This window comes from Mesorhizobium sp. B2-3-5 (genome assembly GCF_006442395.1).
Lineage (GTDB): Bacteria > Pseudomonadota > Alphaproteobacteria > Rhizobiales > Rhizobiaceae > Mesorhizobium.
This window is the reverse complement of sequence record NZ_VFVX01000001.1, coordinates 45,124-70,553: the sequence shown is the minus strand read 5'-3', so window position 1 is coordinate 70,553 and position 25,430 is coordinate 45,124. Positions and strand designations below refer to the sequence as shown.

The 25,430-nt window shown below is 63.0% G+C and carries 22 protein-coding genes; 12 read left to right on the top strand and 10 right to left on the bottom strand.

The genetic code is table 11. The features are described from left to right. The first annotated feature begins 53 nt into the window (after nucleotides 1-53). The 6 genes from FJ958_RS00360 (at nucleotide 54) to FJ958_RS00335 (ending at nucleotide 6,534) form a co-directional block, all read left to right on the top strand. Nucleotides 54-1,544, top strand: coding sequence for a replicative DNA helicase (locus FJ958_RS00360; RefSeq protein ID WP_140737945.1), 1,491 nt, complete (start codon nucleotides 54-56; stop codon nucleotides 1,542-1,544). 117 nt (nucleotides 1,545-1,661) lie between these two features. Further along, the gene (gene radA / locus FJ958_RS00355; RefSeq protein WP_140737942.1) at nucleotides 1,662-3,065 is read left to right on the top strand and encodes a DNA repair protein RadA; all 1,404 of its coding nucleotides are present in this window, start codon (nucleotides 1,662-1,664) and stop codon (nucleotides 3,063-3,065) included. A 47-nt stretch (nucleotides 3,066-3,112) separates the two neighbouring features. Then, entirely contained in the window at nucleotides 3,113-3,787 is a 675-nt protein-coding gene (locus tag FJ958_RS00350; RefSeq protein WP_140737939.1) for a CvpA family protein, read from the top strand. Nucleotides 3,788-3,892: 105 nt separating this feature from the next. After that, nucleotides 3,893-5,359 (top strand): amidophosphoribosyltransferase, encoded by a 1,467-nt coding sequence (purF, locus tag FJ958_RS00345; protein ID WP_140737937.1) that lies wholly within the window; start codon nucleotides 3,893-3,895, stop codon nucleotides 5,357-5,359. Nucleotides 5,360-5,406: 47 nt separating this feature from the next. Beyond that, entirely contained in the window at nucleotides 5,407-6,147 is a 741-nt protein-coding gene (locus FJ958_RS00340) for an SDR family NAD(P)-dependent oxidoreductase (RefSeq protein ID WP_140737934.1), read from the top strand. A gap of 168 nt (nucleotides 6,148-6,315) precedes the next feature. Then, nucleotides 6,316-6,534: a hypothetical protein gene (locus tag FJ958_RS00335; RefSeq protein WP_140610848.1), complete on the top strand. Its 219-nt coding sequence runs from the start codon at nucleotides 6,316-6,318 to the stop codon at nucleotides 6,532-6,534. Nucleotides 6,535-6,691: 157 nt separating this feature from the next. Here FJ958_RS00335 and FJ958_RS00330 read toward each other — a convergent pair whose 3' ends face one another. Then, complete coding sequence (locus FJ958_RS00330) at nucleotides 6,692-7,198, bottom strand: OsmC family protein (RefSeq protein ID WP_140737931.1); 507 nt, start codon at nucleotides 7,196-7,198, stop codon at nucleotides 6,692-6,694. Between the two features lie 183 nt (nucleotides 7,199-7,381). Here FJ958_RS00330 and FJ958_RS00325 point away from each other — a divergent pair, with 183 nt between their 5' ends. The 4 genes from FJ958_RS00325 (at nucleotide 7,382) to FJ958_RS00310 (ending at nucleotide 13,401) form a co-directional block, all read left to right on the top strand. Then, complete coding sequence (locus tag FJ958_RS00325) at nucleotides 7,382-8,893, top strand: peptidase S10 (RefSeq protein ID WP_140737928.1); 1,512 nt, start codon at nucleotides 7,382-7,384, stop codon at nucleotides 8,891-8,893. 127 nt (nucleotides 8,894-9,020) lie between these two features. Further along, a complete protein-coding gene (locus tag FJ958_RS00320; RefSeq protein ID WP_140737926.1) occupies nucleotides 9,021-9,908 on the top strand; it encodes a DMT family transporter in 888 nt (295 codons plus the stop codon). Between the two features lie 60 nt (nucleotides 9,909-9,968). After that, nucleotides 9,969-10,874 (top strand): DMT family transporter, encoded by a 906-nt coding sequence (locus FJ958_RS00315; protein ID WP_140737923.1) that lies wholly within the window; start codon nucleotides 9,969-9,971, stop codon nucleotides 10,872-10,874. A 304-nt stretch (nucleotides 10,875-11,178) separates the two neighbouring features. After that, nucleotides 11,179-13,401 carry an AMP-binding protein gene (locus FJ958_RS00310; protein ID WP_140737920.1) on the top strand — a complete coding sequence of 741 codons (2,223 nt, stop codon included), beginning with the start codon at nucleotides 11,179-11,181 and terminating at the stop codon, nucleotides 13,399-13,401. Nucleotides 13,402-13,506: 105 nt separating this feature from the next. Here the strand turns inward: FJ958_RS00310 and pssA are convergent, their stop codons facing one another. The 7 genes from pssA to FJ958_RS00275 form a co-directional block, all read right to left on the bottom strand. Further along, nucleotides 13,507-14,253 (bottom strand): CDP-diacylglycerol--serine O-phosphatidyltransferase, encoded by a 747-nt coding sequence (gene pssA / locus FJ958_RS00305; protein WP_246679467.1) that lies wholly within the window; start codon nucleotides 14,251-14,253, stop codon nucleotides 13,507-13,509. A gap of 75 nt (nucleotides 14,254-14,328) precedes the next feature. Beyond that, the gene (locus tag FJ958_RS00300; protein WP_140737914.1) at nucleotides 14,329-15,027 is read right to left on the bottom strand and encodes a phosphatidylserine decarboxylase; all 699 of its coding nucleotides are present in this window, start codon (nucleotides 15,025-15,027) and stop codon (nucleotides 14,329-14,331) included. A gap of 124 nt (nucleotides 15,028-15,151) precedes the next feature. Beyond that, nucleotides 15,152-16,408 carry a DUF4375 domain-containing protein gene (locus FJ958_RS00295; RefSeq protein ID WP_140737911.1) on the bottom strand — a complete coding sequence of 419 codons (1,257 nt, stop codon included), beginning with the start codon at nucleotides 16,406-16,408 and terminating at the stop codon, nucleotides 15,152-15,154. 140 nt (nucleotides 16,409-16,548) lie between these two features. Continuing rightward, a complete protein-coding gene (locus FJ958_RS00290) occupies nucleotides 16,549-16,896 on the bottom strand; it encodes an antibiotic biosynthesis monooxygenase (protein ID WP_140737908.1) in 348 nt (115 codons plus the stop codon). Between the two features lie 87 nt (nucleotides 16,897-16,983). Then, complete coding sequence (locus FJ958_RS00285; protein WP_140613397.1) at nucleotides 16,984-18,867, bottom strand: ABC transporter ATP-binding protein/permease; 1,884 nt, start codon at nucleotides 18,865-18,867, stop codon at nucleotides 16,984-16,986. A gap of 24 nt (nucleotides 18,868-18,891) precedes the next feature. Next, on the bottom strand, nucleotides 18,892-19,236 hold the full coding sequence (locus tag FJ958_RS00280) for a metalloregulator ArsR/SmtB family transcription factor (protein WP_140737905.1): 345 nt from the start codon (nucleotides 19,234-19,236) through the stop codon (nucleotides 18,892-18,894). Between the two features lie 79 nt (nucleotides 19,237-19,315). After that, a complete protein-coding gene (locus FJ958_RS00275; RefSeq protein WP_140737902.1) occupies nucleotides 19,316-20,683 on the bottom strand; it encodes a LysM peptidoglycan-binding domain-containing protein in 1,368 nt (455 codons plus the stop codon). Nucleotides 20,684-20,811: 128 nt separating this feature from the next. Here FJ958_RS00275 and FJ958_RS00270 point away from each other — a divergent pair, with 128 nt between their 5' ends. Further along, complete coding sequence (locus FJ958_RS00270; RefSeq protein WP_140613400.1) at nucleotides 20,812-21,423, top strand: TIGR00730 family Rossman fold protein; 612 nt, start codon at nucleotides 20,812-20,814, stop codon at nucleotides 21,421-21,423. 269 nt (nucleotides 21,424-21,692) lie between these two features. Further along, nucleotides 21,693-22,691: a transporter gene (locus tag FJ958_RS00265; RefSeq protein WP_181176236.1), complete on the top strand. Its 999-nt coding sequence runs from the start codon at nucleotides 21,693-21,695 to the stop codon at nucleotides 22,689-22,691. Nucleotides 22,692-22,747: 56 nt separating this feature from the next. Here FJ958_RS00265 and rarD read toward each other — a convergent pair whose 3' ends face one another. Then, a complete protein-coding gene (gene rarD, locus FJ958_RS00260) occupies nucleotides 22,748-23,662 on the bottom strand; it encodes an EamA family transporter RarD (RefSeq protein ID WP_140737896.1) in 915 nt (304 codons plus the stop codon). 83 nt (nucleotides 23,663-23,745) lie between these two features. Then, the gene (gene cimA, locus FJ958_RS00255) at nucleotides 23,746-25,362 is read right to left on the bottom strand and encodes a citramalate synthase (RefSeq protein WP_140739086.1); all 1,617 of its coding nucleotides are present in this window, start codon (nucleotides 25,360-25,362) and stop codon (nucleotides 23,746-23,748) included. Nucleotides 25,363-25,430: the final 68 nt, after the last annotated feature.

Sequence of the window (25,430 nt, the reverse complement as noted above, 5' to 3'; positions counted from 1 at the left end):
ACGGTTTCGCCTCGTTCTGATATCGAAAGGCCGGGATCGAAATCGGGGGCATCATGGCAGAGGCAGCGCGAAAATTCGGTGTGGCGGAGCAACCGCTTTATCGCGAGGCGCCGAACAACATCGAGGCCGAGCAGGCGCTGCTTGGCGCGATTCTTGTCAACAACGATGCCTTCTACCGTGTCTCCGACTTCCTGAAACCAGGCCACTTCTACGAGCCCCTGCATCGCAGGATCTTCGAGATCGCGGCCGAGCTCATCCGCATGGGCAAGGTGGCGACGCCGATTACCTTGAAGACCTTTCTGCCGGCCGACGAGAAGGTCGGCGACATGACGGTGGCGCAATATGTCGTGCGGCTGGCGGTGGAAGCCGTCACCGTCGTCAACGCCACCGACTATGGCCGCGCCATCTATGATCTGGCGACGCGCCGCGCGTTGATCACCGTCGGCGAGGACATGGTCAACATCGCTTATGACGCGCCGGTCGACATGTCGCCTTCCGAGCAGATCGAGGACGCCGAACGCCGGCTGTTCGAACTGGCCGAAACCGGACGCTATGATGGCGGCTTCGAGAGTTTCACCGACGCGGTCAAGACCGCCGTCGATATGGCGAACGCCGCCTATATGCGCGACGGGGGTCTGTCGGGCCTCGCCACCGGCATGCGCGATCTCGACCGCCGCATGGGCGGCCTGCAACCGTCCGACCTGATCGTCCTTGCCGGCCGTCCGGGCATGGGCAAGACATCGCTCGCAACCAACATCGCCTTCAACGTCGCCGAGGCCTATGTGCCTGCACAACAGGCCGACGGCTCCTTCAAGGCGGCCAATGGCGGCGTCGTCGGGTTCTTCTCGCTCGAAATGTCGTCCGAACAGCTCGCAACCCGTATCATTTCCGAGCAGACGGAAATCTCTTCCTCGAAGATCCGCCGCGGCGAAATCAGCGAAATGGACTTCGAAAAGCTGGTCGCCTGTTCGCAGACCATGCAGAAGATTCCCCTTTTCATCGACCAGACCGGCGGCATCTCGATCGCGCAATTGTCTGCCCGCGCGCGCCGCCTGAAGCGCCAGCGCGGCCTCGACCTCATCGTCATCGACTACATCCAGCTGATGCAAGGATCCAGCGCCAAGGCATCGCAGAACCGCGTCCAGGAAATCACCGAGATCACCACGGGCCTGAAGGCGTTGGCAAAAGAGCTGACCGTGCCGATCATCGCGCTCTCACAGCTGTCGCGTCAGGTCGAAAGCCGCGACGACAAGCGCCCGCAGCTCTCGGACTTGCGCGAATCCGGTTCGATCGAGCAGGACGCCGACGTCGTGATCTTCGTGTACCGCGAAGAATACTATCTCAAGAACCGCGAGCCGAAGCTTGGCACCGAGGAATACGTCAAGTGGGAAAACGAGATGAACGAGATGCGCGGCAAGGCCGAGGTCATCGTCGCCAAGCAGCGTCACGGACCGACGGGCACGGTCACGCTGGCCTTCCACGGTGAATTCACCCGCTTCTCGGACCTCGCCGAGGAGCATCATATTGCGGAGAGGTTCGAGTAGCTTCTTGGCTTACGTCCGCGCTCCGTCACACCCCCCTCTGTCCTGCCGGACATCTCCCCCGCAAGGGGGGTGCGCAGGAACGCCGTCAGCCGGCGATTGGCCCGTGGCGCAACGCTGATGGCCAAATCCCGCGTCCAGTTCATCTGCCAGAATTGCGGATCGGTGCATCAGCGCTGGGCCGGCAAATGCGATGCCTGCGGCGAGTGGAACACGCTGGTCGAGGAAGGCACGTCCGGCGGTATCGGCTCGGGGCCGGCCAACACACGCAATGCCCGCAAGGGCCGCGCGGTGGTGCTGACGACGCTTTCCGGCGATATCGAGGATGCGCCGCGCATCGTCTCGGGCATCGGCGAACTCGACCGCGCCACCGGCGGCGGTTTCGTGCGCGGCTCGGCGCTGCTGGTCGGCGGTGATCCCGGCATCGGCAAGTCGACGCTGCTCACCCAGGCCGCCGCCGCTCTTGCCTCGAGAGGCCACCGCATCGTCTATGTCTCGGGCGAAGAAGCCGTCGCGCAGATCAGGCTACGCGCGCAGCGCCTCGGCGTCGCGTCCACCCCGGTCGAGCTGGCGGCCGAAACCAATGTCGAGGATATCCTAGCCACCATCGCCGACGGCAAGCGCCCGGACCTAGTCATTCTCGATTCGATCCAGACGCTTTGGACCGATCTTGCCGATTCGGCGCCAGGCACCGTTACCCAGGTGCGCGCCGCCGCCCAGGCGATGATCCGTTACGCCAAATCCACAGGTGCGGCGATCGTGCTCGTCGGCCATGTCACCAAGGAAGGCCAGATCGCGGGCCCGCGCGTGGTCGAGCACATGGTCGACGGCGTGCTCTATTTCGAGGGCGAAGGCGGCCACCACTACCGCATCCTGCGCACGGTGAAGAACCGCTTCGGGCCGACCGACGAGATCGGCGTCTTCGAAATGTCGGACAAGGGCTTGCGCGAAGTCTCCAACCCTTCGGAGCTGTTCCTGGGCGAGCGGCATGCGAAATCGCCCGGTGCGGCCGTTTTCGCCGGCATGGAGGGTACAAGGCCCGTTCTCGTCGAGATCCAGGCGCTAGTCGCGCCGTCCTCGCTCGGCACGCCGCGCCGGGCGGTCGTCGGCTGGGACGGGGCGCGGCTGTCGATGGTGCTGGCGGTGCTGGAGGCGCATTGCGGCGTTCGCTTCGGCCAGCACGACGTCTATCTCAATGTCGCCGGCGGCTACCGCATCAGCGAGCCGGCGGCCGATCTCGCGGTCGCCGCCGCACTGGTTTCCTCGCTCACCGGTCTTGCCCTTCCCGCCGATTGCGTCTATTTCGGCGAAATCAGCCTTTCGGGCGCAGTGAGGCCGGTTGCGCATGCGCAGCAGCGCCTCAAGGAAGCCGAAAAGCTGGGTTTTGGTAGCGCGGTTCTGCCCTTGGGCAGCGAGGAACTTGCTGGGGGAATCGGGGCCGGCGCTTTCCAGCCTACCGAGCTTGCCGACCTCGTGGCGCGCATAGCCGGCTCACGGCGCGGCCGCGCCGACGATGAAGAGTGACACGGCTCGTGGAGCCGTGAAAAAGAGATCGGAGTGGGGCGAAAGACATGCCGATTACGCTGCTTGACGGAATTCTCGTCGGCTTCACCCTGGTCTCGGCGATGCTCGCCATGGTTCGCGGCTTCTCGCGCGAGGTCCTTTCGGTCGTCTCGTGGGCGGCGGCAGCGGCGGCGGCTTTCTTCTTCTACAAACCGGTTCTGCCCTACCTGAAGCCCTACATCGAAAACGAGAAGATCGCCATGGCGGCCTCCGCCGGCGTCGTCTTCATCATCGCGCTGATCGTCGTCTCGGTCATCACCATGAAGCTCGCCGACTGGATCATCGATTCCCGGATCGGCGCGCTCGACCGGACGCTTGGCTTCCTCTATGGCGCCGCGCGCGGCATCCTGGTGGTGGCGGTGGCACTTTTGTTCTTCAACTGGCTGGCCGGCGCCAAGGCTCCAGCCTGGGTCACGGATGCCAAATCGCGGCCCTTGCTGGAATCGATAGGCGCCAAGATCGAGAACCTGCTGCCAGCCGACACCGAAAACGCAATCCTCAAGAAGTTCAGCCCGAAAACAGGCGCCGAGACCCCGGCTGCCCCCGATGCACCGGCGGCGGATGCGCCAGCGGCGGATGCGCCGACAACAGGTGACGACGCCAATGCGCCGGCTCCTGACGACAGTGACGCCGGCCCGGCGGACAACACGGCCAAGCCGGCGCCGGCAGCGCCGGCGAACTGACACCCCGGACGGGGCGCCAGAACGCGCGACCATGTGAAGGACTGCAGGCAGTGCGTTGCTTTCGACGCGCGAGCGCCTTATATGGCGATTTTAGCGGAGCTTAAGATGGCAGACGCAGACGACGTGCTTTCCGCCGAGGCCGACGACCATTTCCATGACGAATGCGGCGTGTTCGGCATTTTCGGCCGGCAAGACGCGGCGGCCATCGTCACGCTAGGCCTGCATGCGCTGCAGCATCGCGGCCAGGAGGCGGCCGGTATCGTTTCCTATGACGGCACACAGTTCCATGTCGAACGCCATGTCGGCCTGATCGGCGACACATTCACCAAGCAACGCGTTATCGACAGCCTGCAAGGCAACCGGGCCATTGGCCATACACGCTACGCCACGACCGGCGGCGCCGGCATGCGCAACATCCAGCCCTTCTTCGCCGAACTCGCCGATGGCGGCTTTGCCGTTGCCCATAACGGCAATTTGACCAATGCCATGACGGTGCAGCGCGCGCTGCAGAAGCAAGGCGCGATCTTCTCTTCCACTTCCGACACCGAGACGCTCCTGCATCTGGTGGCGACCAGCAAGGAACGGGATCTCAACTCGCGCTTCATCGATGCGGTACGGCAGGTCGAGGGCGCTTTTTCGCTGGTGGCGATGACAGCCAAGAAGATGATCGGCTGCCGCGATCCACTCGGTATCCGCCCGTTGGTGCTGGGCGATCTCGACGGCGCCTGGATTCTTGCCTCCGAAACCTGCGCTCTCGACATTATCGGCGCGCGCTTCGTGCGCGACCTGAAACCCGGCGAGATGGTCGTCATCACCTCCAAGGGCATTGAAAGCCTGTTTCCGTTCGAGCCGCAGAAGACCCGCTTCTGCATCTTCGAATATGTCTATTTCGCCCGGCCGGACTCTTCGGTCGAAGGCCGCAACGTTTACGAGGTGCGCAAGCGCATCGGCGCCGAACTGGCGCAGGAAAACCCTGTCGAGGCCGACATTGTCGTGCCGGTGCCGGATTCCGGCACACCGGCGGCAATCGGCTTCAGCCAGGCGGCGGGCATACCCTTCGAACTCGGCATCATCCGCAACCATTATGTCGGCCGCACCTTCATCCAGCCCGGCGATTCGATCCGCCACATGGGCGTCAAGCTGAAGCATAATGCCAACCGCCGCATGATCGAGGGCAAGCGCGTGGTTCTGGTCGACGATTCGATCGTGCGCGGCACCACCAGCCAAAAGATCGTGCAGATGGTTCGTGACGCCGGCGCCAAGGAGGTGCATATGCGCATCGCCTCGCCGCCGACCAGCGCCTCCTGCTTCTACGGCGTCGACACGCCGGAGAAGTCGAAGCTTCTGGCTTCGCGCATGTCCGTGCAGGAAATGGCTGAATTCATCCGCGTCGATTCGCTCGGCTTCCTGTCGATCGACGGCCTCTACCGCGCCGTCGGCGAGGCCGGCCGCGACAATGAGCAGCCGCAATTCTGCGACGCCTGCTTCACCGGCCAGTATCCGACCCGCCTGCTCGACTTCGAAGGCCACGACAATGTGCGCACCCTGTCGCTGCTGGCGACGAGCGGGTAGGATTGCCGGACCATCATCAGCCCAGCCAGACTTCCGGAATCCATCGCATGACCCTCGACCTTACCGGCCGCGTCGCGGTCGTCACCGGCGCCTCGCGCGGCATAGGCTATTTCATCGCCAGGGAACTGGCGGCCGCCGGTGCCCACGTGATTGCGGTTGCGCGCACCGTTGGCGGACTGGAAGAGCTCGACGATCAGATCAAGGCAGGCGGTGGCCAGGCAACGCTGGTGCCGCTCGACCTCGCCGACATGGCCGGCATCGACCGACTGGGCGGCGCCATCCACGAGCGCTGGGGCAAGCTCGACATCCTCGTCGCCAATGCCGGCGTGCTCGGCGTTATCTCGCCGATCGGCCATGTCGAGGCCAAGACCTTCGAAAAGGTGATGACCATCAACGTGACCTCGACCTGGCGGCTGATCCGCTCGGTCGACCCTCTGCTGCGGCTCTCGGATGCCGGCAGGGCCATCATTCTGTCTTCCAATGCCGCGCATTCGGCGCGCGCCTTCTGGGCGCCCTACGCGGCGTCCAAGGCCGCGGTCGAAACCATGATGCGCTCCTGGGCCCATGAGACGCAAAGCCTGCCGCTGCGCGTCAACGCCGCCGATCCAGGCGCCACCCGCACCGCGATGCGGGCCCAGGCCGTCCCCGGCGAGGATCCCGAGACGCTGCCGCACCCTTCAGAGATCGCCAAGCGCATCGTACCGCTGGCCAGCCCCGAGTTGAAGGAGACCGGACTGATCTTCCAAGCCAAGCACAACCGCTTCGTCGCTTACAAGCAACCGGAATAAGCTAGGGCCGCAAGACGCCGGTTCGGAAATCCGCCAGATCATCACGCGGCTGTGATTTAAGGTGGAAAGGCCGCGCCGCGGTCATGCTTTCGTCATTTCCGCGGAGTTGGTAGGATCGTAGCGACTCCCACCACAAGCGCCCGAGCTGGGCAGAACAAGGAAATTCCCATGGCTTCGACCGCAGCGTTGGTCTGGTATCTGGTAATCGCCGGCCCGCAGGGTGGCATGGTCGTGCTGCCCAGCACCTTCGACAAGCGTGAACAGTGCACCGCCGCCATCACCGAGTATCAGAAGCAGCCGACACCGACCGGCTGGTCCATTCAATGCGTGCCGAGCGCCTCGCCCTTCACCGACGAGGGCGATGCCGAACAGCCGTCAGCCCAGTAAGGCTTAATCTCCGCCTTGAGGTGGAGACGGCCGGCAGGCAGAGGAGGCTCGCCGCGCACGAAGCGCCGGCCTCCTTTGTTCAGGAGGAAGTCGCGTCAGGACGTACCGGCCTCCTCTGTCGCCCTTGGCGATGTCTCCCTCCTCGATGGGGAGATCATCAGCGCCGGGCCGTCACCGTCAGTTCCGGCTTCTGATTGATGGTCTGGAATACCACGCAATAGCGCTCGGTCAGTTTCAGCAGTGAGTCAATACGCTCCTGCGTTTCATCCGTGTCGAGATTGAAATTGAGCCGGATGGCACGAAAACCGACCGGTGCGTCCTTGGCGACACCGAGCGTGCCGCGAAAATCAAGATCGCCTTCGGCTTCCACCCAGGCGGTGCCGAGCTTGAACTCGAGCGCCGTCGCCACCGCCTTCAGCGTTACCCCGGCGCAGGCCACCAGGGCTTCGAGCAGCATGTCGCCGGAGCACAGCTCAAGCCCTGAGCCGCCCGTTGCCGGATGCAGGCCGGCGATCGCCAGCGCCCTGCCCGTTTCCACCTTGCAAGCAATCGACTGGTCGTCGAGGCTGCCCCGGGCCTTCAGCGTGATCAGCGCACGCGAAGCATCGTCGCGGTAGACCTCCTTGAGCGGTGCCTGCATGGCCTTGAGCGCGGTGGCGTCCATTTTCCATTCCTTTCGACGGTCTTTTCGCCTTGATAGCATTGTCTTGCGAGGCATGCGCAAAATCCTGAGACATCCTAGCGAAGGAACGCGGCGGTAGTTATGCCGAACCACTGCGTTCGACGTTTCCTTTGACTTCGACCACCCCAGCCATACCTATGCGGCAGTCGTTCTCGCGGAGGCACCATGCCGCTCAAGCTGAAACTGATCCCCCTCATCGCTTTGATGGTTGCCGCGATTGCGCAGCCTGTGCTTGCCGAAACAGCGGAGCGGCCGGTGCCAACAGGCGGAGTGCTGTCGCTGCTGCCGTCGCCGCAGATTACCAATCATTCGATCACGCTGGCCGGACGCAAGCTCGACTATCAGGCAAAGGCCGGCACGCTGTCGCTGCTTTCCGGCAAGGGCGACGTCACGGCGGAGATGTTCTATGTCGCCTATGTGCTGCAGCCGCCGGCGAGCCCGGTGAAGGAGCCAAGACGCCCCATCACCTTCGTGTTCAATGGCGGCCCGGGAGCAGCTTCCGCTTATCTGCATATCGGCGCGCTCGGCCCGCGCGTAATCGCAACCGGCGCCGATGGCGAATTCCTGCCCCCGCCGCAAAAGCTGATCGACAATCCGGACAGTTGGCTCGACATGACCGACCTCGTCTTCGTCGATCCGGTCGGAACCGGCTACAGCCGTGAGGCACCGGGCCAGGACACGCATGATTTCTGGGGTGTCAATCAAGATGCCAGTTCGATGGGCGCTTTCATCCGGCTGTATCTCGCGCAGAACGGCCGCACGGGATCGCCGCTCTTCCTTGCCGGGGAAAGTTATGGCGGGTTCCGGGCGGCGCTGATGGCACGGACCCTGCAGGAAGACATCGGTGTCGGCCCGAGCGGCGTCGTGCTGATCTCGCCGGCGCTGGAATTCATGCTGGTGCTGCCCGACCAGTTCGAGCCGCTGCACTGGGCGCTCGAACTGCCTTCGCTGGCGGCGGCACGGCTGAATGCCGACGGCGTTACGGGCGAGGCGCTGCGGGCCAAGCTCGCCGAGGTCGAGCGATATGCATTGGGCGACTATCTCACCGCGATTGCAAGCGGACTGGAGGAAGGCGGGCGAGTTGCGAGCGAGCGTGTGGCGGAAATGACCGGGCTGCCGCTCGATCTCGTGCAGCGGAATTTTGCGCGCATCCCGACCGAGCTGTTCGCAAGGGAGTTTGCCCGCGCCAGAGGTAAAGTGCTCAGTCCCTATGACGCCATGATCGGCACGGCCGATATCGCGCCGGAGAGTGCTCGCATTGCAGGCCCAGATCCGGTGCTCGACCGCAGCGTGCCGGCGCTGACCTCGGCTTTCGTCGGCTATGTCCGCGACGAGCTGAATTTCCACACCGATGTCAGCTATCGGCTGCTCAACGGGGAGATCACCCGCAATTGGGATTACGGCACCTCGCGGCAGGGCTATGCCGGTGTGATGAACGATCTGCAGCGGGCGCGGGCGCTCAACCCATCGCTGGGCGTCGTGATCGTCAACGGCTATACCGACCTGGTCACACCCTATCTGGCCTCACGCTATCTGGTAAGCCAGCTGCCCTCACTTGCCGACAGCAAGCCCATTCGCCTCGATGTTGTGGAAGGTGGGCACATGATGTACTTGCGCCCGGACGGCCGGAGGGCGCTGAAGGATGCGGCCTCGGAACTCTATCAAGCCACGCAGTGAGCGCGTTGGCCCTGCCCCAACGCAAGCCTGGCGCTGGAATAGCGCCGCGCAGGCTTTCCCCCGTATAGCTGATGACAGCGGAGCCGACAGGGGCAGGAACCGCCTCACGCAAGCAGTCCGACGCCGCATGGCCGATATCGCTATTCTCGAAACACGCGAAAGGGTTCTCGCCGGAATCCTTTTGACCGGCGCCGCCTACTTGCTGTTTTCGACGCAGGACGCCTCGATCAAGCTGTTGGTTACCGGCCTGACGGTCTGGCAGATCATGTTCTTCCGCAGCATCACCGTTCTCAGCGCCTGCGCGGTGATCGGCGGGCGGGCGCTGTTTGCCGACACGGTGCGCTCGCCGATCGTACGGCCGATGCTGGTGCGCAGTGCCTTCACGCTCGCCGCCTGGCTCTGTTATTATAATGCCGCGCGCAGCCTGCAGCTCGCCGAACTGACCACCGTCTATTACGCGGCCCCGATCATCGTCACCGTGCTTTCGGTGTTCTTGCTCGGCGAAACGGTGCCGTTGCTGCGCTGGCTGGCGGTATTGATCGGCTTTGCCGGCGTCTTCGTCGCTTGCGACCCCACCCATCTCGGTCTGTCCGTTCCGGTGCTGCTGGTGCTGGCGGCGGCTCTCCTATGGGCCATCGCCATCGTACTCCTGCGCAAGACCGCGCTTGCCGAGCGCTCGATGGTCCAGCTCCTTCTCAACAATTTCTATTTCCTGGTGTTTTCGGCGGCGCCGGCGCTGTTGTGGTGGCATGCGCCGGACCTGCCCCAGATGCTGCTTCTCGCCAGCGTCGGCGCGCTCGGCGGCCTGGCGCAATATCTTCTCTTCGAAGGCATGAAACGTACGCCGGCATCGATCCTCGCCCCACTCGAATACAGCTCGCTGTTGTGGGCGTTCGCGCTCGGCTTCGCGATCTGGGGCGACGTGCCGCGCCGCGAGGTTTTCCTGGGCGCCGCCCTTATCGTCGCCGCCGGCCTGCTGATCGTGGGCGGCGAGCATTTCCGCAAGCGGTTGTGATGTGGATGGCCTCCACTGCTGACATGATGATGGCAGGACATGACGGGATAGGCTGGCGGCATGACTGACATGGCGGCTACGACCGAGACCACCGAGCGCACGCTTGGCATCATATTGGTGTCGTCATCGGCTGCCGTGTTCGGCCTGACCGGTGTGCTGACCAAGTCGATCCATGCCGATCCGCTGACGATCACCTGCTGGCGCGGCTTTGTCGGCTCGATCCTGATCAGCCTCTATGTGCTGTGGCGCCGTCACCGCTCGGGCACCCGTGAAACACTGCGGCTTGGCTGGCGCGGCTGGCTGCTGGCGGTGGAAGGCGCGCTGGCCAGCATTGCCTTCATTTCCGCCTTCAAGTTCACTTTCGTCGCCAATGTCGCGGTCATCTATGCGACGTCGCCTTTCATTGCCGCCGTGCTGGCCTGGGTGCTGATGCGCGAACCTTTCCGCCTGCAGACGATGGTCGCGGCCGCCGTCTCGTTATGCGGCGTGGCTATGATGGTCTGGTCGGGGTTCGGCACTGGAAAGCTGTTCGGCGACGGGTTGGCGCTGCTGATGACGATTGGCAGCGCGCTCTACATGATCATGGTGCGCGCCTTCCGCGACACGCCCGTGGTGTGGGCCGGGGCGGTTTCGGCCTTCCTGTTGTTCATACTCGGCTGGTTTGTCAGCGATCCCCTGGCCGTATCTGCAAGGGACGCCGTTCTGCTTGTCACGTTCGGTGCTTCCTTCGCATTGGCTTCCATCCTGTGGACGGAGGGCGCGCGGCTTATCCCAGCGCCTGAATCCGGCCTGCTCGGCTCGGCGGAAGTGCCGTTCGCGATCCTGTTTGCCTTCCTGTTCCTGGCCGAGATCCCACCGATGGCCAGCATGATCGGCGGCGCCATCGTGCTCTGCGCGGTGTTCGCCCATGCTGGCCGCGACTGGCTGGCGGCCCGCTCCCAGCAGGTCGCGTCAAATGTTTCTTAAAAAAGTGACACGGTCACGGAACCATTACCGGACTCGGACATTAATGGTGCGACGGGTCACCCCCCCAAGTCCCCCCAAACCCCTCGACCCGTCCTACTCCCAAGCCGACCGCAAGGTCGGCTTTTCTTTGCAAAGAGGTGGCGAAGAGATTCAAGCCTGGTCGGCACGGAGCCCGGACAGCGGGCGCTTGAAGGCAGCATAGCTTCTTCTTCCCGCATTGACCTTCCTCCCACATCGTCTAGGTTCTGCCTCGACGCAGCCGCAAAAGAGCCGCTATAATAAAGATCGTTGGGAGAGAAGCTCTATGATCCTGACACTGGCGCTGTTTGCCGGCCTTGTTCTGGCCTGGTTGCTGATCGGCGTGGTAGAGAAATTCCGCCTCGGCCTGCGCTTCAGCCAGGCGCTGCTTTATGTCCCGTTCAAGCTCGCCTACCGGATCGCCGACAACCGCATCAGGATCGCCCGCAAGGCGCAGGTTCCGGTCATCTATGTGATCTCGCACCAATCGCGCTTCGAGCCCGCGCTGATGCTGTCGCTGTTGCCCGATGACACGCTGCACATACTCGACGAGGTCTCGGCGCGCTCGCCCTGGCTTGAGCCTTGGCGCGAACTTGGCCGCACCATCGCCTTCAATGCCGAGCATGTCTTCGTCAGTCGCCGCCTGGTGCGCGTACTGAAGGGTAAGGGGCGCCTCGCCGTCTACCTGCCGGATGCGGTCGAGCCTGACGTCAAGACGTTTCGGCTTTTTCGTGCCGTCACCCGTATCGCTATGCAGGCCGACGCGCGCATCGTGCCAATCTTTGTCTCCGGCATGCGCAGCCTGCCTGTTTCGCTGACACCGGCCGACAAGGCGCCACGGCATTGGTTTCCACAATTGTCGATCAGCGCGCTGGAGCCGATGACTATCGCCGAGCTGGTGGCGCGCAACCCGGACCAGGCTTCGAACACCAATGCGCTGTTCGACCGCGTCGCCGAGGCGCGGCTTTTCGGCACGGATCTCGATCGTGGCCTGTTCCTGGCCATGCGCGATGCCGCGACCCGCGTCGGCGCCTCGCATCCGATCATCGAGGACGTCATCTCCGGCGCACTGAGCTACCGCAAGATGTTCATGGGCGCACGCGTGCTGGGCAGGCGCTTCGAGGCGGTGACGGCGCCAAGCGAAGCGGTCGGGCTGATGCTGCCCAACGCCAATGGCGTCGTGCTGTCGTTGGTCGGTGTTCTCTCGGCCGGCAGGGTGGCGGCAATGATCAACTACACCGCCGGGCCGGCGAGCGTCACGGCTGCCGTGCGCACAGCCGTCATCCGTACCGTTGTCTCTTCACGCGCCTTCGTCGAGAAGGCGGATCTTGCCGATATTGTCGCTGCGGTCGAAAAGGGCGGCGCCAGGCTGCTGTGGCTGGAAGATCTGCGCGAAAGCGTTACCACTCTGGACAAGCTTGCCGCTGCCTTGTTGTGGCGCTTACCGCTGCAGCGGCAGGATGCGGCCAAGCCAGGGGTGATCCTGTTCACCTCGGGTTCGGAAGGAACGCCAAAAGCGGTTGTTCTGTCGCAAAAGAACCTGCTCGCCAATGCCATGCAGGCCGAGGCGCGCGTCACCATCTCGCCGGCGGACATCCTGCTCAACGTGCTGCCGGTGTTCCATTCCTTCGGCCTGACGGGCGGCACCATCCTGCCGGTGGTCACCGGCGTAAAGCTGTTCCTCTACCCCTCGCCTCTGCACTACAAGATCATCCCCGAGATCGCGCGCAAGGTGAAGCCGACGATCATGTTCGGCACCGACACGTTCCTGGCCAACTATGCGCGCACGGCCAAGGACGGTGATTTCTCCAGCCTGCGCTTCGTCGTCGCCGGCGCCGAGGCGGTCAAGCCGGAAACCCGCCGTGTCTATCGCGAGCGGTTCCAGGCCGAGATCATCGAGGGCTTCGGGCTGACCGAAGCCGCACCGGTGGTTGCCGTCAACACCGCGATCCATGGCCGGGATGGCACCGTCGGGAGGCTCTTGCCGGCCATGCGCATGAAGCTGGAGCCGGTCGAGGGCATCTCGGACGCCGGCCAGTTGTGGCTCGACGGACCCAATCTGATGATGGGCTACATGACCGCGGACCGCCCCGGCGAGTTGCAGCAGCTGACTGGCTGGCACGACACTGGCGACATCGTCGCCGTCGACCGTGAAGGGTTCATCACCATTCGAGGCCGTGCCAAGCGCTTCGCCAAGATCGCCGGAGAGATGGTGTCGCTGGGCGCTGTCGAGATGCTGGTGCAATCGCTGTGGCCGGAAGAGCGCCATGCGGCGGTGGCGGTGCCGGACAAGAGGCGCGGCGAGCGCATCGTGCTGGTCACCACCGCCGACGATGCCAATCCGGAAGAGCTGCGGCAGTTCGGCAAGAAGGCCGGGGCAGCCGAATTGATGGTGCCGAACGACATCATCAAGGTGGGAGAAATCCCGGTGCTCGGTTCCGGCAAGACCGACTATGTCTCGACCAGGAAGCTGGCGATCGACAGGCTGGGGCTCGGCATCGCGGCTTAACGCATGTCGCCCAAAGTGACCTCGGTCTTGGGAGAACGACATGCGTGAAAACAGAGACCTAAAGCGCGTCGCGTGACTCCGTTTCGGCGCGACGCGCTTTAGCCCTTAGCCAATATCCGAAGGCGGCACCTTCTCACCCTCCAGCTTGGCGCGCTTGGAATAGGCGCGCACGGAAAACGGCAGGAAGATCAGATAGCCGGCCACCGAGGCTGTCAGCGTGTACCAGGGATAGGTCATCAGCAAGAGAATATAGAGCACGACGGCCAGGATCACCGGCAGCACGCGGTCACCGGGAATCTTGACGCTTTTACCGGAATAGACGGGCAAACGGCTGACCAGAAGAAAGGCGACCAGAACGGTGAACGCTGTGGCGGTGAAGGCGGCCGGGCGGCTGGGCTCCAGCCCGAGCCGCAGGAAATAGAGATAGAGCGGCAGCATCACCAACACGGCGCCCGCCGGCGCCGGCACGCCGACGAAATACTCAGACTGCCATAGGGGACGCTCGGCCTTCTCGTCGTCGAGCACATTGAAGCGAGCAAGCCTGAGCCCGCAGGCGATGGCGAACAGAAGCGCCGCGATCCAGCCCGGCGAGCCGGCGCGGTCGAGCAGGAAGGCATAAAGCACCAGGGCCGGCGCAACACCGAAATTGACGATGTCGGCCAGCGAATCCATCTGCGCGCCGAACTTGGACGTCGCCTTCAGCATGCGCGCCAGGCGCCCGTCGATGCCGTCGAGGAAGGCGGCCAGCAGCACCATGACCACCGCGGTTTCAAAGCGGTCTTCGAAGGCGAAACGGATGCCGGACAAGCCCGCGCAGATAGCAAGCACGGTGACCAGATTGGGCAGCACCATGCGCATCGGGATCTCGCGGATGCGCGGACCGCCGCTGGCATGGGCCTCGAATTTCTTGAACGGCGCGCCCACCGCTTACGAAATCCTGACCAAAGGCGTGCCGGTGGCACCGCCGAATTCGGCCAGCACGGTTTCGCCGCCGACCGCCGTCTGGCCAACGGCAACGCGCGGCGTGGCGGTCAAGGGCAGGAACACATCGACGCGCGAGCCGAAGCGGATCAGGCCGAAACGCTCGCCGATGGCGATCGAGCCACCGGCCTCGACCCAGCAGATGATGCGCCGCGCCACAAGGCCCGCGATCTGGACAGCGGCCACCGTGCCGTTGGGGCTCTCGATGACGAGACCGTTGCGCTCGTTCTCGGTGCTGGCCTTATCCAGTTCGGCGTTTAGGAATTTTCCGGGCCGATGTTCGATCTTGGCAATGCGGCCGCGCACGGGGGCACGGTTCACATGACAGGAAAAGACGTTCATGAAAACCGAGATGCGGGTCATCTCGACATTGCCGAGGCCAAGTTCGCGCGGCGGCACGGCCGGGCCAACCGCCGAGACGATGCCATCGGCGGGGCTCACCACCAGGCGATCGTCAACCGGTGTGACGCGCTCGGGATCACGGAAGAAGTAGACACACCAGGCGGTCAGGATCAGGCCGATCCAAAACAGGATCGACGAGAAATAGCCGAGGAAAAGGGTCGCCGCGCCGAAGGCCGCGATGAAGGGATAGCCTTCGCGATGGATCGGTACGAACGCGTTCTTGACCGTGTCGACAAGGCTCATGGGGTGGGGCTGTCCCTGTTTCAGGTCCGGCCTCAATAGCGGAAAGCCCCCCTGCCCGCAACGCAACAATGGGGGGAGGATGGCGGGTCACTGGAGGCGGATCCCCCGAAACGCGAGCAGATGCCTATCCGGCGGCAGCGGAGCGATCAAAGTGCTCGTCGAGTTCGGACATGGTAGCCTCTGCGAGCTTTTCGTCGTCCTTGCCCCGCAAGAGCAGACCGCCGTTCGGCGAGGACAAGAAAAGGAAGGCCCGGTCCGACGCCGTTACCACCCAATTCACGACTGGTCCTTCCGCCGTTTGCACCATCGAGTTCGCTGAAACAACTGCACCCACAGGATCGAACCCGGCTTTGCGCAACAAAAGGTCGACTGCGACCGGAGCATGGAATTGCTCGGCCAATTCGATAACCGCGTTGATCTCCGATCCTTCAGCATGACCAAGCCGCACGCCGATTCGTGGTGGGTTCGCTCCCAACGAGTTCTCACTCGGGCGTACGATCGGTGGATCTTCGGGCGCGATATGTTCGTAAACGGCAACGCTTGCCTTTGTTTCGGCGCACAGCCGGAGCTCTTTCGAACTGGTTCGAAGCTGGAAAACCAGCTGCTTTTCGCCTTCGACGTCCAATATTCTTGCCATCCCGAATGCCAGCTTGATCTCCGGTGGTGATATTTTTGCGCAGGCGAGGCCGGCGCCGACCTCGCGCTGGCTCAACATCTGGCGCACCAGTCTGCTAACCGACTCGTGAAGAAGCCTGCCTTCGCGCTGGGGGTTTGCCAGCACCAGTTGGTCGATGGCATCGTCGTAATCGTCATCATCGACAATTTGCAGATCGGGCCAGGACGTGATCCACCGCGCAAGCAAATCCTCCATCGCCACGGCTTCGTCCGCTTCGTAGAATGCGTCATCGAGCGTATCCAGGAAATCATCGCGGCCACCCTCGAAGCCCGTTTGTTCGGCCGCTTTGTCGGGATGTTTGGCGACCCATGCCGACATTTTTTCCAAAGTCGCCAACTGGCCCTTTGCACCGCAAGCGATGAGCGCAGCTCTGGCGTTGGCAATCATTGGGTCGATCTCTTCGCCTGCATTATGGATGAATTGACTGTGGCCGCCGTTCTTTACCTCCGAGGAATACTCGTCAGAGTGAAATACCTGCATCGCCTTGGGGTTGATCTCTGGATACCGATAAAGCCCTTTGGAAATCATCGTCACGGCGAATTGCATGACGGCAATGACAAGCTGAAAAGGCTTTTCGTCAGCCTTTTCGATCTTCGAACGAGGCACGACGATCAGGGGCACCAGAAGGCTACCTCCCTTACCTTCCGAAGCTAGCGCTTTCTTCTCGGAGGCTTCTTTGGATTTACGCGAGAAAAACCCAAACATCGAAATTCTCCGAAGTAAATTGGCGATTATTCTATCAGGACAATATCACCAGCAGTCGGAGATAAAAGCCTTTGCCTGATCTATTGAATAGGAGGAGCAACGCCCGCATCGACCAGGCGCCGCGGCTCTAAGATAACCCCTTACACCTCCGGCACGCGCTGATAATTGGCGATGTCGGCTCGCACTCCGAGCCTGGCGATCGTCTCCTGCGGATTGAAGGCGATGCGCTCATGCGCGGCCTTGACGATCGGCACGACATTGTCGACGGCCGCCTGGCTTTCCCATTCGACGACCGTCACCAGGTTGAATTCGCCCGGCCCCGAAAATTGCTCGAGCACGAAATCCTGCACGAAACCCTGCTGCTGGCGCAGCAATTCGTGGGTTGTCCTGACCTTGACGAGTATCTCCTCGCGCGCTCGCGCCGGCACGACGAACTTGTCGACTCGGAACACGCTGCCGCCGTTTACATTTTGATTTATGTCGTTCATTTCAATTCTTCCGTTCTTGAACCATGTCGTTTTGGGCTCCAAGAACGGCGTACAATCTCAACTTAAGTTGAGGTCAAGCGCAAAAAATCAATTTACCTCCGATGTCCGCCGGCGAACGATGACGCCGAACTCGTCGCCTTCGCGGGCGCGGCGCAGCCGCTCTTCGGCTTCGGTTGCCTCGCGCTGGCGATCCCACATGGAGGCGTAGAGGCCGTGCTTGCGCATCAATTCGACATGGGTGCCGCGCTCGGCGATCTGGCCGTCCTTCAGCACGATGATCTCGTCGGCGGAAATCACCGTCGAAAGCCGGTGGGCGATCACGATGGTGGTGCGCCCCTTGCTGACGAGGTCGAGCGCGGCCTGGATCTCCTGCTCGGTGTGGCTGTCAAGTGCCGAGGTCGCTTCGTCGAGCATCAGGATCGGCGGCGCCTTCAGGATGGTGCGGGCAATCGCGACGCGCTGCTTCTCGCCACCGGAGAGCTTTAGCCCGCGCTCGCCGACCATCGACTTGTAGCCGTCCGGCAGCTTCTCGATAAACGGCCCGATCTGGGCGAGTTCGGCGGCCTTGCGCACTTCCTCCTCGCTTGCACCAACGCGGCCATAGCGGATGTTGTAGGCGATGGTGTCGTTAAACAGCACCGTGTCCTGCGGCACCATGCCGAGCACCGCGCGCAGGCTGTCCTGCGTCACATCCCGGATGTCCTGGCCGTCGATCAGCACCTGGCCACCCTGCACGTCGTAGAATCGGAACAGCAGCCGCGAGATGGTCGATTTGCCGGCGCCCGACGGTCCGACAATGGCGACCGTCTTGCCCGCCGGAACCTCGAAGCTGACGCCCTTCAGGATCTTGCGGTTCGGATCGTAGGAGAAATGCACGTCACGGAACTCGACCTTGCCGGCACCGACGGCCAGCGGCTTGGCATCGGGCTTGTCGACAATCTCCTGCGGCACGTCGAGCAGGTCGAACATGTGCTCGATATCGGTAAGGCCCTGGCGAATCTCGCGGTAGATGAAGCCGATGAAGTTGAGCGGCACCGAAAGCTGCACCAGCATGGCGTTGATGAAGACGAAATCACCCACGGTCTGGGTGTGGGCCTGCACCTCCAGCGCCGACATGCACATGACGACCACCGTGCCGAGGCCGAAGATGAAGCCCTGGCCGAAGTTCAGCCAGCCGAGCGAGGTCCAGGTCTTGGTGGCGGCGATCTCGTAGCGCGCCATGGAGCGATCGAAGCGCTCGGCCTCCATTCGCTCGTTGGTGAAGTACTTCACCGTCTCGAAATTGAGCAGCGAATCGATCGCCTTGGTGTTGGCGTCGGTGTCGCTGTCGTTCATGTCGCGGCGGATCGAGATGCGCCAGTCGCTCGCCTTCACCGTGAACCAGACATAGACCCAGACGGTCACCGCCACCACGGCCACATATTTCCAGCCGTAGGTGAAACCGAATATACCGGCGGTCAGCGCGAATTCGAGGATGGTCGGGGCGGTGTTGAGCATGATGAAACGCACGATCGTTTCGATGCCCTTGGTTCCGCGCTCGATGATGCGCGACAGGCCGCCAGTGCGGCGCTCCAAGTGGAAGCGCAGCGACAGCTGATGCATGTGGACGAAGGTGCGAAAGGCAAGCTGACGCACCGCATGCTGGCCGACCCGGGCAAACAGCGCATCGCGCAACTGGTTGAAGCCGAGTTGAACGAGCCTCAGCACGTTGTAGGCGATGACCAGCATCACCGGGGCGAGCAGGAACGACGGCAGCGGCGGCGGCGTTTTGAAGCCGCCCGCCAGCGCATCGGTTGCCCATTTGAAGAAATAGGGGCCGGCGACCAATGTCACCTTGGCAACGACAAGCAGCAGCGTCGCCCAAGTCACCCGTGCCCTGAGATCGGCACGGTCGGCCGGCCACATATAGGGCCAGAGGTTGCGTAGCGTCGTGAGAGTTGAGGTGTCGGCGGAGACGGTTTTTTCGGCCACTTTTCTTGCCCTTGGGTGAGAGGATCAGCGGCCGGAGCAGCAGGAATTGATGAGTGCGCTCAGCGATGCCGAAACATCGGCAAGCGCTGCTTGGTCGACCTTATAGCGGGAGCGCTGACGATCCGGCTCGAACCGGACCAGGCCGGCCTCGACCAGTATTTTGAGATGCTGGGACACGGTCGACTGCGCCAGATCGAAACGGTCGACGACCTCGCGGCAGCAGCAGGAATTGCTGGCCGAGAGGTGCTTCAGTATCTCGATACGCGCCGGATGCGACAGTGCAGCGAACCGCGCCGCGACGGCCCGGCTATCGGGGATGCAGCTGGGCAGAGCGTTGGCGCGGTCTGGTTCAAGGACGGATTCTGTCATCGTTCATCGGCGATAGACGATGAACGATGACAGGGCAAGCTAGACCGATGGGTAGATCGCCTGAATTGCCGACCTTTTCCTACTGCGTCTTCGCCGGCGCCGTCGTCGCCTGCTCACCTATCGCCTTGAGGTCGGCGGCTTCGCCTTCCTTGGACTTTCCCGGCACCTTGAACACCTGACCGGGCCAGATGCGGTCAGGATTCCTGATCTGATCCTGGTTGGCGAGGTAGATGGTGGAGTAGCGCATGCCATAGCCGTAGACGCGCCGCGAAATCCGCCACAATGTGTCATGGCGGCGAATAATGACGGCGCCGCCGGCATATTCGAGTTTGGGCGCCACGGTCTCGGGCACGTCGCTTGGCGGCGTTGCGGCAGCGACAACGGCCGGAGCTTCAGCGGCAGGTGCGGCCGGCTTTGCTTCGGCCGGTTTTGCCTCCGCGGACTTGGTATCCGGGGCCACGGCGGCGACCGCCTCGCCCGGCTCTCGCTCGAACGGCACGGCGGCACGGGCCACGACCTTCACCCCGTCGGCATCGAGGCCGTCGACATGGATGGTATAGCTGCCGACCGGAACGTCCCGTGTCGCTTCGACAAGGAAATGCCCGTCGGGCGATGTCTGTGCATCACCGAGCAGGATGTCGTTGGCATAGGCGCGGACCTTGCGGCCCGGATCGGCAAGGCCGGCGACAAAGATCTTGTTGCCGTCGATCTCGACCGCCTCGACGACGATCTTGGGTTCACCCACGGATACGGCGGCCTGAGCTGCCGGTGCCGGCGCGGTTGCAGCCGGCGATTCGGTGGCTGGGGCGGCCGCTCCTGCGACAGCCTGGTTGCCGGCTGTCTGTGCTTCCGGTTTCTTTTCGGGCGCGGGAACTGTGAGCAGTTCGGCCGGCTTGCCCGGCTCCTCGACCATGGCCAGAACCTGGCCGGAGGCAGTCGCGGGAACCGAGACGACAGCGGTTTGCGCCGAGGTCGTCACGATACTGCCGGTCGTCGAACGCAGTGCAATTGTATAGTCGCCGGGCTTCAACGGATCGTCGAGCACGATGACAAAAGCGCCATCGGGACCCGCCACCGCCGAACCGAGCACCGGCGTGCCGTTGAGGATCTCGACCTTCGAGCTGGGCGCCGCATTGCCGGCGACGACGATCGAGCCATTGGCCTCGACACGCACGACATCGAAAGTCGGCGTGACCGGACCGGCCGTTGCGGGCGCTGCCGCACCGGTTGCGGGGGCGGCTGGAGCGGTCGTTGCCTGCGCCGGCAGGCGTGCTTCCGTGCCCGCATCCGCAGGTTTCTGTGCCGCTGGCGGTGTCAATGCCGCGACTTCCGCCGGCGGTTTACGATGAAGATAAGGGTCGAGCGCGCCCGACACATAGGCTGTTCCCACGGCCGCGACGGTCCCACCCGCCGCGAACAAGAACGCCTTTAATGGATTGATTGCCATGTATTTCGCTACCCCTTAGCCACCTAATGCCGGTCTAGCGTGTTTTGCCACGACCGACAAGAAAAAGCCCGCCCTTCTTGGCCCTTGGGGCTTGACCGCGCTTTCAGACCCAATCACCAATCATCGGTATGAACACGATTCGATCCGTCTGCGTCTATTGCGGCTCGTCTCCGGGCCGCGATGAAACTTACGCCAAGGCCGGCCACCTGCTCGGGCGCTCGCTCGCGCGCTCCGGCCTCAGGCTGATCTATGGCGGCGGCACCAAGGGTATCATGGGCGCCGTCGCCGAAGGCGCGCTCAAGGCCGGCGGCAAGGTGACGGGCATCATTCCCCGCTTCCTGATCAACAGGGAAGCAACCGAAACCGCGCTCGACCGGCTCGACGAGCTGTTGATCACCGACAACATGCACGAGCGCAAACATAGAATGTTCGAGAAATCCGACGCCTTTGTGGCGTTGCCAGGCGGCATCGGCACGGTCGAGGAGATCGTCGAGATCATGACCTGGGCGCAACTCGGCCACCACCGCAAACCGATCGTGTTCGGCAATGTCGGCGGATTCTGGGATCCGATGCTGACACTGCTTGATCACATGACCGCAGAGGGTTTCATCCACACCGCGCAACGGGTCAAGCCGCTAGTCGTCAACGACCCCGAGGCCATCGTCGCCGCCATCATGGTGGCCGGCTCCTCCGTCGACGCACCAACCGAGGGCGTACAATCGGTGATCGACAAAATGTAAGGTTAGGGGAATAGGGAATAGGCAGTAAGGCAGTAGGGAAAGACAGTCCCTACTGCCCTACTGCCCTACTGCCCTACTGCCCTACTGCCCTACTGCCCTACTGCCCTACTGCCCTACTGCCCTATCGCCACCGCATTGCTGCTCGTCGACACACTGTGATCGACTGTCAAGAAACCGTCACACGGAAACGGGTCCGCGCGTGCTAGAAATCGCGGTGAGGTAGCCGCCACGCGGCGCCACGTCCGAAACTTGCATCTGGCACTATGCCCATGGATACCGCCCTCGCCCCGGAAGGCGCCGACCTGTCGCCCTACCTGCCCGACGAGCACGGGCTGTTCTTCATCTATCATTTCACCGCGGAAGGCGTGCGGAGCAAGGATGCCGCCACCGCGCACTGGACTTGGCGCAGCTACCAGATCACCGATCTGCATGCACGCCAGGAGATCGGCGCGGAGAAGGTTCTGCCGGCCCCGGCGCGCGATGCTTTCCTGGCGCCAAGCCATGGCTGTCACATCGACTATGAGGATGGCTGGCTCTATGGCGATTTGCCGGACCTCAAGCACGACTTTTCGGAGGCACGCGGGCTCGTCCATTTCCGCTTCGCCTTCAACGACACAATGTTGATAGGCGCCCGCAAGCAGCCGCTGGAGTCTGTCGACGCCGTTCGCAAGGCGGTGGAAAATGGATCACGCAAATTCCGCTCGCCGTCGGACCTGATCGAGGCCGTCATGGGCCAGTCGCTCGACGGCATGGCGAGCGAACTCGGCAAGCTCGGCGATACGCTGGACGGTATCGAGGACCGCGTCGTGCGCGATGCATGGCACAATGAGCGGCAAGCGCTGGTCGAGGCGCGCCGGCAACTGGTGGTCATCCACCGGCAGATGGCGACGCTCACCAATCTGTTCAGGCATCTCGACCATGCACATCGCGACGAGCTGCCCGACCCCATAAACGACATGGCCGCCAGGCTCTCGCACCGAGCGCAGACCCTCTATCACGACGGCGAGCAGTTGCAAGCGCGCACGAGGCTATTGCAGGACGAACTGATGGCGAAACTGACGATGCAGTCGAACCAGCTGCTCTACATTCTTTCGGTGCTGACGGCGGTGCTGCTGCCGATGACCATCATCTCAGGCCTCTTCGGCATGAATGTCGGCGGGCTGCCGCTGGTGGACACGCCAATGGGCTTCTGGATTGTGACGGCAGTGTCGTTGGCCATCGCGGCGGCCACCTATCTTTTTGTCAGGCGCCTTGGCCGGGGGCTGTAGCGGCAGCTTGGCAACTTCTGGCGCCGAAGGGCGAAGGTCCTCCGCATTGAAACTTTCTATCGAGCCGCCCTGCGCGCGCTGGTCAACATCGACCAGGAATAGATCGCGAGTGCCGCCCAGATCAGGACAAAGGCGACGGCCTGCGTGGTGCCGAACGGCTCGTTGAAGATCAGCACCGCGATCAGGAACACCATGGTCGGCGCGATGTACTGCATGATGCCGATGGTGGAGAGCCGCAAAAGCTTGGCGCCGAACGCAAACAAAAGCAGCGGCACCGATGTGATCGGACCGCAGCCGATCAGCAACGCCGTATCGGTGCCAGTGCTGGATACGATGTGATCCTGTCCGGTCGCAATCAAGTAGACGATATAGCCGAGAGCCGGCACGGACAGCAGAAGCACCTCGAGCAGAAAGCCCTGGCTTGGCCCGATCGGCAGCGTCTTGCGTAAGAAGCCGTAGGCGGCGAAGGAAAACGCCAATGCCAGCGACACCCAGGGCAACTTGCCGCCTTCGATAGTCAGCACCGCGACCGCAACCGCCGCAAGCACCACCGCACCGACCTGCAAACGGTCGAGCCGCTCGCCCAGCAGCAGCGCGCCGACGACGACGCTGACCAGCGGATTGATGTAGTAGCCGAGCGCGGTCTCGACGGTGCGGTCGACGGCGATCGCCCAGACATAAATGCCCCAGTTGATCGAGATCAGTGCCGCCGTCAGCGCCGCCATGGCGATGGTGCGGGGCGAACGAATTGCCGCCTTGAAGTCCGCCGTGCGGCCGGCCCAGACCAGAACCGCCGCGGCGATCGGCACGGACCAGACGACGCGATGGGCGATCACCTCGGCAAGCGGCAGATGCGCCACCGCCTTCATGTAGAAAGGCAGCAATCCCCACAGGAGATAGGCACCCAGCGCCAGCAGGAAGCCGCGGCGGGCTTTTGAATCTGCGTCAAGGGTAATTGCTTCAGTGGCCATGGGCCAACGCTATGGCCTAGCAACCCTGGCAAGACCATCGCAAAGTTCTGATGGATCAATGGACTTTCGCTGATGGTTCAAACTTACTCGGCCGCAACAAGTCCCGCCATCTCGCGATTCTTCATCAGCTTGTAGACGATCGAATCCATCAGCGCCTGGAAGGACGCATCGATGATATTTTCCGACACACCGACCGTCCACCAGCGGGCCCCAGAGGAATCATGCGATTCGATCAGGACACGGGTGATGGCCTCGGTGCCGCCATTGAGGATACGCACCTTGAAGTCGGCAAGTTCGAGATCGACGATCTCGTTCTGGTACTTGCCGAGATCCTTGCGCAGCGCGATGTCGAGCGCGTTGACCGGGCCATGGCCCTCGGCCACCGACATTTTCTCCTCACCGTCGACCAGCACTTTCACGATCGCCTCGGACACCGTCTTCAACTGGCCATTGGCGTCGAAGCGACGCTCGACCATGCAGCGAAACGAGGTGACGTTGAAGAATTCGGGCAGGCCGTGCAGCATCTTGCGCGCCAGGAGCTCGAATGAGGCGTCGGCACCTTCATAAGCATAGCCTTCGGCCTCGCGCTCCTTGACGACGGCGATCAGCGCGTCGAGCCGGTGATCGTCCTTCGGCACATCGATGCCGCGCCGCTTCAGCTCGGCGAGGAAATTGGCCTTGCCGCCCTGGTCGGAGACCATGACGCGGCGACGGTTGCCGACGGCTTCCGGCTCTACATGCTCATAGGTCGCTGGCTCCTTGGCCAGGGCGGAAGCGTGGATGCCGGCCTTGGTAGCGAAGGCCGAGGCGCCGACATAGGGCGCCTGCGCTTCCGGCGCGCGGTTCAGCAATTCGTCGAAGGCGCGCGACAGACGTGAAATGCCGGTCAGGGCTTCCGCCGAAATACCCGTCTCGAAGCGATCCGCGAATGCCGGCTTCAGCGCCAGCGTCGGGATGATGGAGATCAGGTTGGCGTTACCGCAGCGCTCGCCGATGCCGTTCAGCGTGCCCTGGATCTGCCGCACGCCGGCCTCGACGGCGGCAAGCGAATTCGCCACGGCCTGGCCGGTGTCGTCATGGGCATGGATGCCGAGACGGTCGCCCGGTATGCCTGCCGCGATGACCTTGTCGACGATGCCGCGCACTTCCGAGGGCTGCGTGCCGCCATTGGTGTCGCACAATACCACCCAGCGTGCGCCGGCGTCATACGCCGTCCTTGCGCAGGCCAGCGCATAGTCCGGATTGGCCTTGAAGCCGTCGAAGAAATGCTCGCAGTCGACCATCGCTTCCTTGCCTGAAGCGACAGCGGCCTCGACCGAAGCCTTGATGGCGTCGAGATTCTCCTGGTTCGTACAGCCAAGCGCGACGCGAACGTGATAATCCCAACTCTTGGCAACGAAGCAGATGGCGTCCGATTTCGACTGGACAAGCGCGGCAAGGCCCGGGTCGTTGGACGCCGACACCCCTGCCCGCTTGGTCATGCCGAAGGCGACGAATTTGGCCGTCGCCGTGCGCTTCTGCTGAAAGAATGCAGTGTCGGTCGGATTGGCGCCGGGATAACCGCCCTCGACATAGTCCATGCCGAATTCGTCAAGCAGTTTTGCGATCGCGATCTTGTCCTCGACCGAAAAGTCGATGCCAGGCGTCTGCTGGCCGTCGCGCAGTGTGGTGTCGAAGAGGAACAATCTTTGCTTTTTCATCATGGCAAGGCGCTTGAGCACCCCCCTTTGTCCTGCCGGACATCTCCCCCGCAAGGGGGGAGATCGGC